Source organism: Marinicauda salina (assembly GCF_003122085.1).
In the GTDB taxonomy this organism is placed as follows: Bacteria; Pseudomonadota; Alphaproteobacteria; order Caulobacterales; family Maricaulaceae; genus Maricicauda_A; species Maricicauda_A salina.
Genome location: NZ_QEXV01000003.1, coordinates 541,191 through 555,297, shown reverse-complemented (window position 1 = coordinate 555,297; position 14,107 = coordinate 541,191). Strand labels below are relative to the sequence as shown.

Genomic DNA, 14,107 nt, shown 5'->3' with positions numbered 1-14,107 from the left:
CGCGTCCCGGCGTCGCCGGATCAGACGACGAAAAGCAGCAGAAGCGCGATCAGCAGCGAGAAGATGCCCAGCGCCTCGGTCACGGCGAAGCCGAAGATGAGGTTGCCGAACTGCTGCTGGGCGGCGGACGGGTTGCGCATCGCGCCCTGCAGGAACGATCCGAAGATGTTGCCGACGCCGATCGCGGCCCCGAGCATGCCGACGCAGGCCAGGCCGGCCCCGATGAACTTGGCGGCTTCCGCTTCCATGAGGTTGCTCCTTGGATGACTGGATTGCGGTTGAAGACGAAGTGCGGAGAGCTCAGTGCCCCGGGTGGAGCGCGTCGCTCAGATAGATGCAGGTGAGGATGGCGAACACGTAGGCCTGGAGGAAGGCGACCAGGAACTCCAGCGCCGTCAGCCCCACCACCATCGCGAAGGGCAGGACGCCGACGATGGGCCAGGCCGCCCCGGCCGCGCCGAGCATGACGATGAAGCCGGCGAACACCTTCAGCAGGATATGCCCGGCGAGCATGTTGGCGAACAGACGCACCGACAGCGAAATCGGCCGCGAGATGAAGGAGATCACCTCGATCAGGACCACGAAGGGCAGGATCGCGATCGGCACGCCTGAGGGCTTGAAAACCTTCAGAAAGCCGAGCCCGTTCTTGAACACGCCGTAGCCGATGACGATCGCCATCACCAGCAGCGCCAGAGCGACCGTGATGATGAGATGGCTCGTGAATGTGAAGCCGTGGGCTCCGGGCGCCGGGAAATAATGGAACATTCCCAGCATGTTGCCCATCAGGACGAAGGTGAAGAGCGTGAACACGAAGGGGAAGAATTTCAGCCCGTCGGTGCCCGCCGTGGAGCGGATCATGTTCGCGACGAACTCGTAGAGCAGTTCGGCGACGGATTGCGCGCGGCCCGGCACGAGCGCGCGCTTCGACATCGCCAGCGCGAGCAGGCCGACGCTGAGCGCGACGGCCACCACCATGAAATAGCTCGAATTGGTGAAGGAGAGATCGTAGCCGCCGACCTGGAACGGCGCGACGGGATGGATCTCGAACTGCTTGATCGGGTTGGTGTCCGCCACGCCCGGTCCCTTTCCGGCGCTCCGCGCCGCCTCAGTTCTGGTCGGGATCGACGCCGGTCAGCCGTCGTCGCCCGCCGCGTTTATCTCACGCGCGGCGCGGACGATGTTCACCGTCCCCGCCGCGAACCCCAGTACCAGTCCGACCAGAAGCCCCCAGGGCGACCAGCCGGCGATCCAGTCGACCAGCAAGCCGACTCCGACGCCTGCGAGCACCCCGCCGAAAAACTCCGAGCCGTATCGGAGTCCGACCGACCATCCGGACGTCGGGGCCCGGGCTCTCTCCTCTGCCCGCCTTGCTTCAAGCTTCGCCTCGAGGCGGCGCTCGAAATCATCGGGCTCTGGAGGAGCGTTTCGGGTCGGTTCGACTCGGCGGGACATCGCACTCAATCGCTCGGCGGGGCTCCCCCGGCGAGCGCGCGCACCCTATAAGCGCCCCCATACCAAGTCAAGCAAGCTGGGTGCGACCCCAAGTTATTGAAAAGAAAGGGCATATTCCCTACTCGGCGGCCAGCATCGCCTCCGCGGACTTCAGGTTCACCGAGACGAGCTGGGAGACGCCGCGCTCGCCCATCGTGACCCCGAACAGGCGGTCGACGCGCGCCATGGTCACCGGGTTGTGGGTGATGATCAGGAAGCGCGTCTCGGTCATCGCGCACATCTCGTCGAGCATGCGGCAGAAGCGGTCGACATTGGCGTCGTCGAGCGGGGCGTCGACCTCGTCGAGCACGCACACCGGCGCCGGGTTGGACAGGAAGACCGCGAAGATGAGCGCGGTCGCGGTCAGCGCCTGCTCGCCGCCCGACATCAGCGACATCGTCTCGAGCTTCTTGCCCGGCGGGCAGGCGTAGACCTCGAGGCCGGCCTCGAGCGGGTCGTCGCTCTCGGTGAGGTGCAGCTCGGCGCGGCCGCCGTCGAACAGCGTCGCGAACAGGGTCTGGAAATGGCCGTTGACGACGTCGAACGCCTCCAGCAGCCGGGCGCGGCCTTCGCGCGACAGCGTCTCGACGGCCTTGCGCAGGCGCGCGACGGCCTCGACGAGATCGTCGCGCTCGCGTGTGATCTCGTCGCGCTCGGCCTGCAGCGTCTCGGCCTCCTCGTCGGCGCGCAGATTGACCGCCCCGAGACGCTCCCGCGACAGCCGCGCTTCGTCGAGCCGGCGCTCGATCTCTCCGGCCGAAAGCCCGGCGTACTCGCTGTCGTCAGCCTTCGAAGCCAGAGCCTCGGGCGCATCGCCGGTCGCGTCGTGGACGCGCTCGACCGTCTCGCTCAGCCGTTCTTTCGCCGCGGCGAGAGTCGCGCCGGCGGCGGCGCGCGCTTCCCGGGCGGCGCTGGCGTCGCGCTCGGCGGCGCGCTGGGCGGCGTCGGCCTCGCGCTGGGCGGTCTCGGCCTGGGCGACGCGGTCGCGCGCCAGGCGCTCGGCGGATTCGGCCTCGCCGAGGCGGTCCATCAGGGCGACGCGACGCGCCTCGATTTCGCCGGGCCGCGCCCTGGCGGCCTCGAGCGCATCGCTCGCCTGCGAGCGCTGGCTAGCCAGATCCTCGAGTCGCGCCCCCGCCGACTCGGCGCGCCGCGACCAGTCGGCCTCCTCGCGTTCGAGCGCGGCGATGCGGTGACGGCGGGCCTGGCTGTCGCGCTTGACCGAATCGAGCTCGGCGCGGGCGTCGGCGGCCGCGCGGCGCGCGGTTTCTGCGCGCGACCGGGCGGCTTCGAGGGCTTCGCCGCCGTCGTCGCCTTCCTCGATCTCCGCGAGCGCGCGCTCGGCGGCTTCGGCCTCGTTGCGCGCGGTCTCGCCCTCGGCGCGGAGACGTTCGACCGTCTCGGTCAGCGAGGCGCGCTTCGCGCTGTCCCGGGCTTCGCGTTCGCGACCGTCGGCGAGTTCGGATTCGGCTTGGCGCAGGGCGCGCTCGCCCTGGCGCACCTCGTCCCGGGAGTCGCGGAGCGCGGCCTCGGCGGCGCGCAGCGCGTCCGCCTCGCGCTGCGCCTGCGCTCCCAGCGTCTCGGCGCGGCTTTTGGCGTCGGCCAGCTCGCGGCGCGCCTCGGAGAGCCGGTTGCGGTGCTCGAGTCGCGCCGCGGCGGCCGACGGCGCGCCGGCCTCGGCGACATAGCCGTCCCAGCGGCGCAGCGCCCCGTCGCGCGTGACGAGCCGCTGACCGGGCTTCAGGGCCGGGGCGAGGCGCTCGATATCGTCGGCGTCGACGACGCCGATCGCGGCCAGCCGCGCGGCCAGCGCGTCTGGGGCGCTGACCACTGTGGTGAGCGGCGTCGCGCCGTCCGGCAGTTCGGCTGCCCGGGTTCCCTTGCGCGTCCAGCGCCGCGCCGCGCCGGCGTCGAGCGAGGCTTCGAGGTCCTCGCCCAGCGCGGCGGCGAGCGCCTGTTCGTAGCCGGCCTCGGCGCGCACGGCGTCGAGCGCGCGGGCGTCGCCGTCATCACTGGCGAGCAGGCGTTCGAGACTCTCGATCTCGCGGGCGAGCGCGGTCTTCTCCGACTCCGCGGTTCGCGCCGCCTCGCGGGCCGCATCGGCGCGTTCGCGCGCCTCGGCGAGCCCGGTCTCTGCGGTTTCGGCGCGCCGGCGCGCGGCTTCAAGCGCCTGCGCGGTCTCGGCGACGGCGGCCTCCAGCGCGTCCATGTCCGGACCGTCGGATTCCCGGTGCGCGGCGAGCGCGGCCTCGGCTTCGCTCAACTGCCTTTCAAGCCGTTCGGCGCGGCTGCGTGCGTCCTCGGCGGCGCGCCGGGCCGAATCGCGACGGGCGCGGGCGTCGGCGGCCGCCGATGCGCAGGCGTCGAGTTCGCGCTCGGCCTCGCCGCGCGCTGCCTCGGCGGTCTCCAGCGCGGCTTCGGCGTCTGCGGTCGCGTCGGCGTCGCCGGCGGCCTCCTCGCGCAACCGCACAAGCTGGCTCGAAACCCGCTCCAGCGCTTCGCGCGCTTCGGCGGAGAGCTGGGTTTCGCGCTCCTCGGCCGCCTTGAGCTCCTCGATCCGCGCCGACAGGCGTTCGATCTCGGCCTCGGCGTCGGCCTGGTCGCGCTCCAGCCCGTCGCGTTCGCGCTCGAGCCGGCGCAGCGCGGCGGCGGCCTCGGCCTCGGCCTCGCGCAGCGGGGCGACGGCGGCGGCGTGCTTTTCGGCTTCGCTGGTGGCCGAGGCGGCGCGTCTCGCGGCGTCGTCGGCGACGGATTCGGTTTCGGCGAGTTCGCGCTCGGCGGCGTCGACGGCCTCGCCGGCCTCGCGCCAGCGGCGCAGCCAGAGCAGGGCCTCGAGCTCGCGGATCGTCGCCGACAGCTTGCGGTAGCGCGACGCCTGGCGGGCCTGGCGCTGCAGCGCGCCGTGGCGGTTCTCGAGATCCTCGACGACCTCCTGGAGCCGGTCGAGATTGGCTTCGGCGGCGTTCAGACGGAGCCGGGCCTCATGACGCCGGGCGCGCAGACCGGCGACGCCGGCGGCCTCCTCGAGAATGCGGCGCCGGTTCTCCGGCTTGGCGTTGATCAGCTCGCTGATCTGGCCCTGGCGGACAAGGGCGGGGGAGTTCGCGCCCGTGCCGGCGTCGGCGAACAGGAGCTGGACGTCCTTGGCGCGGACCTCCTCGCCGTTGACGCGGTAGTCCGAGCCCTTGCCGCGGGCGATGCGGCGGACGACCTCGAGCTCGTCGGCGTCGTTGAAGCGCGCCGGCGCCGTGCGGTCGGTATTGTCGATCCTGAGCGTGACCTCGGCGCGGTCGCGCGCCGGCCGGTTCTCCGTGCCGGCGAAGATCACGTCCTCCATGCCCGAGCCGCGCAGCGACTTGGCCGACGTCGCGCCCATCACCCAGCGCAACGCCTCGAGCAGGTTCGACTTGCCGCAGCCGTTCGGGCCGATCACGCCCGTAAGGCCGGGATCGATCCTGAGTTCGGCCGGGTCGACGAAGGACTTGAACCCGGCGAGGCGCAGCTGCGTGAACTTCAACGAGCTCCTCCGGTCGCGCCGGTCGCCGGCTGGGCCGGTCTGTCAGGCGCGATCATCCACCGTTCGCGCTCTCGGCGCGATCGCTCAAATGAAGGATGATTCGCTCGAACGTGTCGCCGTCGAAGGCGGCCGGGATGACGCCTTCCTCGTCCTCGAGCGGCTGGCCGTTCATCGCGAAGACGAGGCCCGAGCCGTCGCCCGCGCGCTCGGTGTCGAGCTTGACGCCGTTGAAGAAGAAGGCCGGCGTGCCGGTCACCCCGTCCTCCTGCGCGCGCGCATGGGCGTCCTGCACCGCCTGCAGGACCTCCTCGTTGGACAGGCAGCTCTGGAACTCCTCGTCGGAGAAGCCCGCCGAGCGCGCGATGTTGCGGAACTGGGCCTGGGCCTCGCCCTGCTGCATCGCCGTGAACAGCGCTTCCTGCTGCTCGAACAAGAGGTCGATGACGTCGAAATAGCGATCCTCGGGCGCGCAGCGCGCCAGCATGAAGCCGGCCACGGCCAGCTGCGGCTGGCCGGTGATCATCTCGCGGAAGACCAGGCGCACATCGCCGCTCTCGACATAGTCCTCGACCCTCGGCATCGCCTGCTCGTGGAAGGAGGCGCAATGGGGACAGGCGGTGGAGGCGTACTCCACGATCGTGATCGGGGCGTCGGACGAGCCCTTCGCGAAATCGCCCTCGCGCTCGAACTCGGTGCGCCCGTCGGACGCGCCGCCGTCGCCGCAGGCCGCCAGTGCGAGGCCGCCGGCCATCGCCGCGATGCTGAAAATTCGCCGGGTGAAGATCATCCCTACGCTCCCCTTCGGGTTCACTTGCGTTGCTTGCTTGGTCCGACGTCGACGCCTTCGCGCTCGGCGACGGCCGCGGCCCACGCCTCCAGCACCGCTTCTAGCCGCGCAGACGGGTCGCTGGCCAGCGCTTCATGCTCCGGCGCCGCCCGCACGCGTCGCACCCGCGGGGCTTCGGCGGACGGCCGCGCGTCGCTCAGCGCGCCCTGGATCACTTTCAGCCGTGTCGGCGAGCGGCCCGAATAGTGCGCGACGCGCTCGAGAATTCGCGCCGACTGGGCTTCGGCGAGCGCGCCGGCCGGACCGCGGGCGCGAATGACCAGAGTCGAGCCGGCCGCGCCGCCCTGGAAACGCTCCGGCCGGGTCCAGCGGGCGAGCTGATCGCCGACGATCGCCGCCCAGTGGGCGTCGAGCTCGGCGATCCCGGGGCCGAAAGCCTTCGCCAGCGGTCGGACGACCCGCGCCGCCGCCTTGCCCGCGCTCGGCGCGGCGGGCGCCGGGGCGCGGCCGCGATGGCGCTCGGCCCAGCTCATCGCCTCGCGCGCCGCGTCGGCGCCAGCGGGGCTGCGCGCGATCGGCCTGCGGGGAGGCGTTGACCTGGGCGGACGGAAATCCATGGTTTGCAAGGATCGCGTCGCAAGGCGGCGCTGGCAAGGTGTTCGGGGCGCGAAGCGGTGTCGAAAGCAGGCGTAACGGACGACGAGGCGCGCCGGCTGCGCGCCGCCCTGCTCGACTGGTACGACCGCCAGGGCCGGACGCTGCCGTGGCGGGTGCGGCCCGAGGACCGCGCCGCCGGCCGCATCGCCGATCCCTATGCGGTGTGGCTGTCGGAGATCATGCTGCAGCAGACGACCGTGGCTCACGCCGCGCCGTATTGGGAGAAATTCCTCGAGCGCTGGCCGACGGTCGAGGCGCTCGCCGCCGCCCCGCGCGAGGCGGTGATGGCGGCCTGGGCCGGGCTCGGCTACTACGCCCGCGCCCGCAATCTCCACGCCTGCGCCCAGGTCGTCGCGTCCGAGCACGGCGGTCGGTTTCCGAGCGATCTCGACGCCCTGCGCGCGCTGCCCGGGATCGGCGAATACACCGCCAACGCCGTCCGCGCCGCCGCCTTTGACAAGCCCGCCAGCGTCGTCGACGGCAATGTCGAGCGCGTGCTCGCGCGCATGTTCGCCATCGAGACGCCGCTTCCGAAGGCCAAGCGCGAGATAAAGGCGATCGCCGCCGAACTCGCCGATCCGGAGCGGCCGGGCGATTACGCCCAGGCGATCATGGACCTCGGCGCCACGGCGTGCGCGCCGGCTTCGCCGCACTGCGCGGGCTGTCCCTGGCGCGACGCCTGCGCGGCGCGGGCCGACGGCGAGCCCGAGCGCTATCCGGTCAAGGCGAAGAAGAAGGCGAAACCCGTCCGCCGCGGCGTCTGCTTTCATGTCGTGCGCGACGGCGCCTTGTGGGTGCGGCGCCGGCCGGACGACGGCCTGCTCGGCGCCATGATGGAGCTGCCCGGGACGGGCTGGACCGAGGCGGGTCCGGCGCCCGCCGATATCGCCGCGGCCCGGCCCTTCGACGCCGACTGGCGCCGCGCCGGCCGGGTGCGCCACGTCTTCACCCATTTCGCGCTCGAGCTCGACGTCGAGTGCGCGGCCGCGCCGGCGGGCTGGCGCCCGCCCGAGGGCGAGTGGGCTGGCCTCGACCGGCTCAAGGAGGCCGGCCTTCCCAGCGTGATGATGAAGGCGGCGCAGTCTGGGCTGACCCTCGTCTAGGCGACCGGACCCTCGCTGCCGATCAGCACGATCTCGCTGTCGGCGCCGAGGCCGCATAATTCTCGCGCTTCCGGGTCGTCGAGCGCGGCGATCAGGCCGGCGAGACCGGCCGCGGCCGTCTCCGTCGCCCCGATCGCGGGATCGACGCCGGTCAGCAATGCGGTCGCGTCGCGCGCGGTTTCATCGTCGACGGTCATGAAGACGTCCGCGCTCGCGCCGAGCGCCTCGAAGGCGAGCGCAGCGGGCTCGTAGCAGTCGAGCATCTCCATCGCCGTGCCGCCGGCGTCGTCGGCGCGCACGGCCCGGCCCGCGCGCATGGAGCCGAACAGGGCGGGGGCGGCTTCGGGCTCGACGCACACGCCGGTCGGCCGATCGGCGCCGCGGCGGGCGGCCAGGCCGGCGATCACGGCGGCGGCGAGCCCGCCGACGCCGGCCTGGATGAAGACATGGCTCGGCGCCGCGCCGGCGGCGTCGAGCTGGCGGTCGATCTCGTCGCACAGCACGCCGTAGCCCTGCTGGACGTCGCCGCACACTAGATCCTCGGCGTCGGCGGAGGTATCGGCGACGAGCGTCCAGCCGCCGGCCTCGGCGGCCCGGGCGGCCTCGGCGACGGCGTCGTCGAACACGCCGTCGACGATGCGCACCTCGGCGCCTTTCGCCTCGATGCGCGCGCGCCGCTCGGCCGTGACGCGCTTGTGGACGAAGATGACGCAGTTGAGCCCGAACACCATCGCGCCGGCGGCGACCGACAGGCCGTGATTGCCGTCGGTGGCGGCCGTCACCGTCAGCGCCTGCGCGACCGCGCGGGCGGCGTCGGAGCGCAATTCCTCGGGCGCCGGCGCGCGGCCATGCCGGTCCTCGAAGGCGCGTTCCAGGATCTTCGCCACGGCGTAGGCGCCGCCGAGCGCCTTGAAGCTGGTGAGCCCGAGCCGTTCGCGCTCGTCCTTCCACCAGACGCGCCTGACGCCCAGATCGGCGGCCAGGCCGTCGAGGCGCAGCATCGGCGTCGGCGCGTGAAGCGGACAGGCCGCCAGGAGACGCAGCGGATCGGCGCCCGCGTCTGGGCCGAAGCGCGCGAGCGCGCGTTCGCTGAGGCGGGCCGGGCGCCCGGCTTCCGGGTTCGCGTGAAACGCCGCCGTCACGCCTCCAGCCCGGCGCGGACCTGCGAACGCAGCACGTCGATCGGCACGAGGCCGCCCTTCCGGCGGATATGCCAGAACGTCCAGCCGTTGCACGACGGCGCAGACTGGACCCGCGCGCCGACCTGGTGGATCGAGCCCTGCTCGCCGGCGCCGACGACCGAGCCGTCGGCGCGGACCTGGGCGGTGCGCCGGCCCTGGGCGCAGTAGAGCGTGTCGCCCGGCTTGATGAGGCCCGCCTCGATCAGCGCGCCGAAGGGGATGCGGGGCAGGGCGCGCTTGGATTGCGTGACCTGGAGCGCGTCGGCCGAGCCCGGCTCGATGGCGGCGATGCGCTTCCTGGCGAGTTCGGCGTAGTCGGGATCGGCCTCGACGCCGATGAAATGCCGGCCGAGCTTCTTGGCCACCGCGCCGGTCGTGCCGGTGCCGAAGAAGGGATCGAGCACGACCTGGCCGGGATCGGTGCTGGCCAGCAGCACGCGGTGAAGCAGGCTTTCCGGCTTCTGCGTGGGATGGGCCTTCTTGCCGTCGGCGAGCTTGAGACGCTCCGAGCCCGCGCAGATCGGCAGCGTCCAGTCGGAGCGCATCTGCACGCCGTCATTGAGCGCCTTCATCGCCGCGTAATTGAAGGTGACCTTCGCGTCCCGGGTCTTGGCCGCCCAGATCAGCGTCTCGTGGGCGTTGGTGAAGCGCGTGCCCTTGAAGTTCGGCATCGGGTTGGACTTGCGCCAGATGACGTCGTTGAGGATCCAGAAGCCCATGTCCTGGAGAAAGGCGCCGACGCGGAAGATGTTGTGATAGCTGCCGATGGTCCAAAGCGCGCCGTCGTCCTTGAGCACGCGGCGGGCTTCCTCGAGCCAGGCGCAGCTGAACAGGTCGTAGGCGTCGAAATCGCCGATCTGGTCCCAGTCATTGTCGACGGCGGCGACCCGCGAATTGTCGGGCCGGTGCAGCTCGCCGCCAAGCTGCAGGTTGTAGGGCGGATCGGCGAAGACGAGATCGACGCTGCCGTCCGGCAGCGCCTTCATCGCCTCGACGCAGTCGCCCTCGAGAATCTGATCGACCGGAAGTCCCCTCGACACGCCGCACACCCTCTGTTCTCTGAAGCTCCGAAAGCCCGAGGCTTGGGATGATACGGCTAACGACCGGTTAAGCGCGAATCACCCGGCTGCGCTCGCGTCGGCGACCGAGTCCAGCGCGTCCAGGAAGTCGCCCTGCAGCGCTGCGCGCACCGGCGCGAAGCTGCGCCGGTGGATGGGCGAGGGGCCGAGCCGGCGCAGCCCCTCGACATGGGCCGGGGCGGAATAGCCCTTGTTGTGGCGGAGTTCGTAGCCGGGAAAGCGCGCGCACGCCGTGGTCATGATCCGGTCGCGCACCGTCTTGGCGATGATCGAGGCGGCCATGATGGTCGGTTCGTAGCCGTCGCCGCCCACGAGCGCGGTCGCCCGGCAGGCCAGGTCGGGCGTCCGGTTTCCGTCGATATAGGCGCGCTCGAGATCGCAGTTGAGCGCGGCGACGGCGCGGCTCATCGCCGCCATCGAGGCGTGCAGGATGTTGAGCCGGTCGATCTCGGCGGGCTCGGCGATCGCCACGCCCACGAGCGCGCGGGCGCGGATCGTCCTGGCCAGCCGGTCGCGGTCCTCGGCCGTGAGCGCCTTGGAGTCCTTGAGCGCGTCGAGCGCGGCGAAGCGCTTCGGCAGCACCACCGCGGCGGCGACCACCGGACCGGCCAGCGGCCCGCGCCCGGCCTCGTCGACGCCGGCGACCAGCCGGTTCGTCTTCGCGAAGCGATTCGGGGCGGACGAGGTGAGCATGGGGGCGGGCCGCCTCGCGCTGCGTGATTGCTTCAGGCGTCAGCCTGCGCCGGATCGGCGGGTCCCTCTCCGGTCGGCGCGGGCGCCTCGCCTTTCTCGCCGGGTTCCGGCTTCCTCACAAGCTTGCCGCGGAAATATTGCAGCCAGAAGAGCAGCGCGCCGAGCGGGACGGCGATATCAAACGTCTCGACCCCTGTAATGGTGTTCTTGAGGTATCCGGCTCCTAGCAGGTTGAAATCGAAGAGCTGGATGTTCACGCCCGTCTCGTTCTGAGTGATGGAAGGCGCGGAAAGCAGCCATCCTTCTGCGGTGCTGTAGACGAACACCGGATACCCGACGAACAGTATGAGAAGGGACCAGAGAATGCGCCGCTTCAGGCGTCGCACGCGCAGTGACGCAAGGAAGGTGATCACCACGAACACGGCTGTGGCGACCGCCAACCCGAGCGCGATGCGGTACGCCTGCGGCCATTCGTCTGGCGAGGCGTAGTTGGCGCCCGGGGCAGGAGAGATCTGTATGTTCTGTACGAGGGGCGGGCCGTCGCCCTCCGCGCGCATCCGAATGAAGATGATCTGTTCCCGGTCGCCGTAGGCCGCGCGATAGGTAAAGCTGAAATCCGTTGCGTTCGTTTCCTGCTCATTGTTTCCCGCCGTCATGACGCGGTCCCATTGGTAGTTGACCAGCGCGTATTCGTCCGGCGGTTGACCGGGAGATTGCTTCACAAGCGCTTCAAGCTCACCCCTAAACTGCTCCTGCAATAGCGCCGGATGCAGGTGGCTCCTGAGCGTCTCCTCGTCGCCTTCGTAAATCGCCAGAACGGTCTCATCGGCGATCGATTCTTCCGGGTCCGACGCCATCGATCGGACCGTTTGCTCGATCGTATCAGTCTGGTTGCATGCGCTGAGCAAAAGTCCGAGCGCGACTGCGAGAATACGAACCGCGATAATCATAAACTCCCCCCTCGGCTGATCTGTTCGATGTGTCAGCCTCGAAGGAAGGTTCCCCTATCGCTAGAACAAACTCAACTGCTGCGCATCCTCCAACGGCCGGCGGAACAGGTCGCGGCGCAGTTCGCGGCGCTCGCCGTCGAGGCCGTATCGTCTCACCGCGGCGCGGAAGCGTTTCGCGATCAGCGCCGCGACCGGGCCTTCGCCGCGGCCGCGCTTGCCCCAGCGCGAGTCGTAGTCCTTTCCGCCGCGGGTCTGGCGGACGAGGCTCATGATCTTCTTCGCCGCGTCGGGGCGCTCGGCGGCGAGCCACTCCTTGAACAGGTCGGCGATCTCCAGCGGCAGGCGCAGCAGGACATAGCCTGCGCGCTCCGCGCCCGCCTCCGCGGCGGCCTCGAGCAGCGCCTCGATCTCGTGATCGGTGAGGCCGGGGACGATCGGCGCGGTCATCGCCGTGACGGGGACTCCGGCGTCGGAGAGCGCGCGCATCGCCTCGAGCCGGCGCGCGGGCGTCGCCGCGCGCGGCTCCATCGCCCGGGCGAGCTTGCGGTCGAGCGTGGTGAGCGAGACGGCGGTCTTGACCAGGTTCAGCGCGGCGAGTTCCGAGAGCAGGTCGAGATCGCGCGTGATGCTCGCCGACTTGGTGATCAGGCTCACCGGGTGGCGGAACTTGAGACAGGTCTCGAGCAGGCTCCGCGTTATGCGCAGGCGCCGCTCGACCGGCTGATAGACGTCGGTGTTGGCGCCCAGAACGATCGGTTCGACCCTGTATGACGGCTTGCGAAACGTCTTCTCCAGCAGCGCCGCGGCGTCGGGCTTGTAGAAGAGCACGCTCTCGAAATCGAGGCCGGCTGAGTACCCCCAGTAGGAATGGCTCGGCCGGGCGTAGCAGTAGACGCAGCCGTGTTCGCAGCCGCGATAGGGATTGATCGAGCGCTCGAAGCTGATGTCCGGGCTGTCATTGGTCGCGATGATTGACCGCGAGGAATCGCGGATCAGCGTGGTCTTCAGCTGTTCGGGGCTCGGATCGTCCGCGTTCCAGCCGTCGTCGAAGGGCTCGCGCGTCGTCGGTTCGTAGCGGCCCGCCGCGTTCGACTTCGCCCCGCGGCCGCGCGGGCGCAGCGGCTCGGGCAGGGCGGTCGAGGGGCGCGCGGGCGTGAAGCGGGCGGTCATGGGCTCCATGATATCCACGAAACAGAACATAACAAGAACATTTCGGAATTGACTTCCACATCCCGGCGCGATGAAACAGACGGCGATGGCCCGCCTTGTTCCCGTCATTCCCGCGCTCGACGCCGCGGCTCGCCTGCCCGCGACGATCGCGGCGCTGGACGAGGGCGTGCGCTCGCGTCTCATTGGTCCGTGGGTGCTCGCCGACGGCGGCTCGCGCGACGCCACGCGCGAGATCGCCCAACGGGCGGGGTTCACGATCGCCTCGGGCGCGACGGGGCGCGGCGCGCAGCTCGTCGCCGGCGCGGAGGCGGCCGCGCGACTGGCGGATCCCGAAGACTGGCTCCTCTTCCTCCACGCGGATACGCGCCTCTCGCCGGGCTGGTCGAGCGAACTGGCCCGCGTGATGGAGATGAACGCCGGCCGCGACTACGCCTTCCATTTCCGCTTCGCGCTGGACGATCCGTCCGGGGCGGCCAAGCGCTTGGAGCGCTTCGTCGACTGGCGCTGCCGGGCCTTCGCGCTGCCCTATGGCGATCAGGGGCTGGTCCTGCCGCTGGCCTTCTATCGCCGGCTCGGCGGGTTCAAGCCCTGGCCGCTGTTCGAGGACGTCGATCTCGTCCGGCGCATCGGCCGGCGCCGGCTGAAGCCGCTGCGCTCGAAAGCGATCACCAGCGCCGAGCGTTTTCGCCGCGAGGGCTATCTGAAGCGCTCGGCGAAGAATCTGGTCCTGCTGTCGCGCTACTATCTCGGCGCCGACCCGGCGCGGCTGGCGCGGGCCTATTCGAAGTGACCCGGCCGCGCCTGGTCATGTTCGCCAAGGCGCCGGTGATCGGCGGGGCCAAGACGCGGCTCGCCGCAGGCGTCGGACGCGTCGAGGCCTGGCGGCTGCATCGCGCCATGACGGCCCGGCTGCTGCGGCGGTTGCGGGATCCGCGCTGGGAGACGGTCCTCGCCGTCGCCCCCGACGCGGCGGTCAGCCGTCGCTATCCCGGCGTCTGGCCGGAGGCCTTGAAGCGCGTGGCCCAGGGCGGCGGCGATCTCGGCGCGCGCCAGCGTCGAATCTTCTCTTGGCGTCCGCCCACCCCGACCCTCCCAAGTGGGGGGAGGGAGAAACGTGGGCGACTATCGGACTCCCTCCCCTCGAGGGGAGGGACGGGGTGGGGTGGACGGCGGGGATGCCGGCGCCCGACCGTCGTCATCGGCTCGGACGCGCCCGGCGTGACGCGCGCCGACATCGCCGCGGCCTTCGCCGCGCTCAGGCGCCATGACGCGGTGATCGGCCCGGCCGAGGACGGCGGCTACTGGCTGCTGGGACTGAAAGCGCCTGCGCCGGCGGGTCTGTTCGACGGGGTGCGCTGGTCCCATTCCGGGACGCGCGGGGACGTCGAACGCAATCTGGCCCGTTTCGGGATGAGCTGGACGCATCTGCGCACGCTCGCCGATATCGACGAGGCGGACGACCTCAAAAGAAATCGCTGA

The 14,107-nt window shown here is 71.0% G+C and carries 14 protein-coding genes; 3 read left to right on the top strand and 11 right to left on the bottom strand.

The window, feature by feature from the left end; all coding sequences use genetic code 11:
• Positions 1-20: 20 nt before the first annotated feature.
• From DDZ18_RS08250 to DDZ18_RS08225, 6 genes are all read right to left on the bottom strand, one after another.
• On the bottom strand, positions 21-248 hold the full coding sequence (locus DDZ18_RS08250; protein ID WP_109252871.1) for a F0F1 ATP synthase subunit C: 228 nt from the start codon (positions 246-248) through the stop codon (positions 21-23).
• Between the two features lie 52 nt (positions 249-300).
• Complete coding sequence (locus DDZ18_RS08245; RefSeq protein WP_109252870.1) at positions 301-1,074, bottom strand: F0F1 ATP synthase subunit A; 774 nt, start codon at positions 1,072-1,074, stop codon at positions 301-303.
• 57 nt (positions 1,075-1,131) lie between these two features.
• Complete coding sequence (locus tag DDZ18_RS14230; protein WP_109252869.1) at positions 1,132-1,452, bottom strand: AtpZ/AtpI family protein; 321 nt, start codon at positions 1,450-1,452, stop codon at positions 1,132-1,134.
• A 118-nt stretch (positions 1,453-1,570) separates the two neighbouring features.
• Positions 1,571-5,008 carry a chromosome segregation protein SMC gene (gene smc / locus DDZ18_RS08235; RefSeq protein WP_109252868.1) on the bottom strand — a complete coding sequence of 1,146 codons (3,438 nt, stop codon included), beginning with the start codon at positions 5,006-5,008 and terminating at the stop codon, positions 1,571-1,573.
• 52 nt (positions 5,009-5,060) lie between these two features.
• A complete protein-coding gene (locus DDZ18_RS08230; protein ID WP_109252867.1) occupies positions 5,061-5,795 on the bottom strand; it encodes a DsbA family protein in 735 nt (244 codons plus the stop codon).
• Between the two features lie 20 nt (positions 5,796-5,815).
• Positions 5,816-6,328, bottom strand: a complete 513-nt coding sequence (locus DDZ18_RS08225; protein WP_158272108.1) for a DUF721 domain-containing protein — start codon at positions 6,326-6,328, stop codon at positions 5,816-5,818.
• A 141-nt stretch (positions 6,329-6,469) separates the two neighbouring features.
• Here DDZ18_RS08225 and mutY point away from each other — a divergent pair, with 141 nt between their 5' ends.
• On the top strand, positions 6,470-7,555 hold the full coding sequence (gene mutY, locus DDZ18_RS08220; protein WP_199241143.1) for an A/G-specific adenine glycosylase: 1,086 nt from the start codon (positions 6,470-6,472) through the stop codon (positions 7,553-7,555).
• Here mutY and DDZ18_RS08215 read toward each other — a convergent pair.
• From DDZ18_RS08215 to DDZ18_RS08195, 5 genes are all read right to left on the bottom strand, one after another.
• A complete protein-coding gene (locus DDZ18_RS08215; RefSeq protein ID WP_109252865.1) occupies positions 7,552-8,697 on the bottom strand; it encodes a diaminopropionate ammonia-lyase in 1,146 nt (381 codons plus the stop codon). The genes mutY and DDZ18_RS08215 overlap by 4 nt on opposite strands.
• Positions 8,694-9,722 carry a site-specific DNA-methyltransferase gene (locus tag DDZ18_RS08210; protein ID WP_109253100.1) on the bottom strand — a complete coding sequence of 343 codons (1,029 nt, stop codon included), beginning with the start codon at positions 9,720-9,722 and terminating at the stop codon, positions 8,694-8,696. Before DDZ18_RS08210 ends, DDZ18_RS08215 begins: the two co-directional genes overlap by 4 nt.
• A 132-nt stretch (positions 9,723-9,854) precedes the next feature.
• Entirely contained in the window at positions 9,855-10,508 is a 654-nt protein-coding gene (locus DDZ18_RS08205; protein ID WP_199241142.1) for a ribonuclease HII, read from the bottom strand.
• A gap of 32 nt (positions 10,509-10,540) precedes the next feature.
• Entirely contained in the window at positions 10,541-11,458 is a 918-nt protein-coding gene (locus DDZ18_RS08200; RefSeq protein ID WP_109252863.1) for a tripartite tricarboxylate transporter TctB family protein, read from the bottom strand.
• A 60-nt stretch (positions 11,459-11,518) separates the two neighbouring features.
• Entirely contained in the window at positions 11,519-12,628 is a 1,110-nt protein-coding gene (locus DDZ18_RS08195) for a PA0069 family radical SAM protein (protein WP_109253099.1), read from the bottom strand.
• Between the two features lie 85 nt (positions 12,629-12,713).
• On the opposite strand from DDZ18_RS08195, the gene DDZ18_RS08190 reads away from it, so the two are divergent.
• Both DDZ18_RS08190 and DDZ18_RS08185 read left to right on the top strand, forming a co-directional pair.
• Complete coding sequence (locus DDZ18_RS08190; protein WP_109252862.1) at positions 12,714-13,418, top strand: glycosyltransferase; 705 nt, start codon at positions 12,714-12,716, stop codon at positions 13,416-13,418.
• Positions 13,415-14,107, top strand: a complete 693-nt coding sequence (locus DDZ18_RS08185; RefSeq protein ID WP_233245766.1) for a TIGR04282 family arsenosugar biosynthesis glycosyltransferase — start codon at positions 13,415-13,417, stop codon at positions 14,105-14,107. Before DDZ18_RS08190 ends, DDZ18_RS08185 begins: the two co-directional genes overlap by 4 nt.